The organism is Pseudomonas sp. P5_A2_2 (assembly GCF_054177685.1).
In genome coordinates this window covers 1-2,055 of the sequence record NZ_JBGCUL010000809.1, presented here as the reverse complement: position 1 = coordinate 2,055, position 2,055 = coordinate 1, and the positions used below count along the sequence as shown (strand labels likewise).

At 58.2% G+C, this 2,055-nt stretch carries 1 protein-coding gene and 1 pseudogene; one reads left to right on the top strand and one right to left on the bottom strand.

All coding sequences use genetic code 11. The features are described 5' to 3' along the window. A pseudogene (locus ACXRVY_RS25980) lies at positions 1 to 501 on the top strand (site-specific integrase); the annotation flags it as partial. A 255-nt stretch (positions 502 to 756) separates the two neighbouring features. Here ACXRVY_RS25980 and salA read toward each other — a convergent pair. Further along, positions 757 to 2,040, bottom strand: a complete 1,284-nt coding sequence (gene salA, locus ACXRVY_RS25975; RefSeq protein ID WP_223457217.1) for a salicylate 1-monooxygenase — start codon at positions 2,038 to 2,040, stop codon at positions 757 to 759. Positions 2,041 to 2,055 lie beyond the last annotated feature (15 nt).

Here is a 2,055-nt window from a genome sequence, read left to right as displayed (position 1 = left end):
GTCTTCCTCTCCCCCTTTGCCCTTCATTTCTTTCAGGAGCTCAAAACCCTGACGGGAGACTCCCAATGGTGCTTTCCGAACAAGCAGGATGACGGGCATGTGGACGTAAAGGTGGTGAGTAAACAGGTCGGCGATCGCCAGGTCCGGTTCAAAAATCGCAAGGCCCTTTCAAGACGGCGTCACGACGACACCCTAGTTCTTGCCGACGGCCAGAACGGCGACTGGACGCCACACGACCTGCGCCGCACGGGCGCGACCATGATGCAGGCTTTGGGGGTCAGCCTGGACGTCATCGACCGCTGCCAAAACCATGTGCTGGCCGGCTCGCGGGTGAGACGCCACTACCTCCATCACGACTATGCCGAAGAGAAGAAGCACGCTTGGGACCTGTTAGGCGATCAACTCAGTGCTGTGCTGTCTTCGACCTACGAGCATCCTCCGGCTGAGTCGATGATGTCTTTTCTAGCCTACGCTGCTCCTGGAGCTCTTCCGCCTTCATAGGTCAGATTCATAGTCGTGTAAACATCGCTGAGCGCTTGCCTGGGGTCGTTTTCGGCCCGTCGTGCCCGGCAAAAATCGGCCCAGAGTGTGTAAAAAAGCCTCCAAAAACCCTTTCTAGTTTGCGAAACGAGAGCACCGTCTTCCGGCTTCGAAATAGAAAACCTAATCTGACGTTTTACACACTCTGGGCCAAAAGCAGGCACTCATTGTCCAGTCACACGCGCAGCCAAATCCTCGACGATCTGGTTCAAGTCGCTATGCGAGGGTTTTCCAGCCCAGTTGCTCACGAGCCTCTTGCAGGTCGCCCTGCATATCGTGATTCCACAGCCAGTCAAAACGCTCCGCAAGGGTTTTGCTCAGCAGTGGCTCGTTATCGTCTACAGCTGGATCACGCAGTTCGTAAAGCTCGCCGGCTTCCCAAGACGTGCGTTGAACACGACATGCACGTGGGCGACGGATAGCGTCATAGACCTCGAGCACCGCTTGCGGCCGGCTCGCCAAAACCTGCGGATCCGCCAGCAGTCTTGCCAATAGCCAGGCATCTTCCAACCCCTGTCCTGCGCCAGCGCCTTGGTGTGGCAACATGGCGTGGGCCGCGTCTCCAATCAGCCCTACCCGGTCGTGCACATAGCCCGGCAGCTCTTCGAGTTCATGTAAAGCCCAAAGGGTCGGCGAAGGAATGCACTCGAGCAGAACCCGTGCGGCATCGCCCCAGTCGGCGAACGCGGCAAGCATTTCTTCCTGGCTCGCATTACGAACCCATGGAGAATCGCTTGGCCAAGTTGGATCAGGTCGACTGCGATCGGAAATGAAGGCCACTACGTTGATCAGTCGCCCTTGCTTAACAGGGAAGGTGAGAATGTGAGCGTCGAGCCCAAGATACATTTGCGGGACGTCGACCAAGTGTTCATCGACACCACGAGCACGGTAAGCGGCTCGCAACTGTTGGCTGTCGATCATCCCGCGGTAGGCGCAGGTGCCGCTGAAGCGTGGTGTCGCAAGGGGCTGGCCGAGGCCTTGTAGTACATGATCACGAATCGTGGACTTGATACCGTCAGCAGCGATCAGCAGGTCACAGCGGTGCTCGCTGCCATCGGTGAACAGCACGCGGGCCTGTTCGGCATCCTGCTCCACCCTAACTGCACGTTTGCCGAATTGGGCGATCCCTTCTGGCAACTGACTGGCCAGAGCGTCGAGAAAATCCGCACGGTGAACCGACGACTGCCCTACCCCTTCAGCCAGGCTCGCGCCCAGGTAACCCGCATCCTCACCACGGCGCCATTCGAACCAAATATCCTGCCAGGGATCAAGCGTGCGGTCGGCGATCTTCCGATAAGGTTCGGCAATGCCCAGACCGGCGATGGCACGAACGGCGTTGGCACCGAAGGAGACACCAGCACCCACTTCGCCAAAGGCTGACGCCGCTTCAAACAACTGAACGCTGAGATGGGAGTGACGGCACAGATCCAGGGCTAACGCCACGCCGGCAATACCGCCGCCGACAATACCGATGCGCAAGGTAGTTTGAGAAGTATGCATAGCAAGGTACCCATG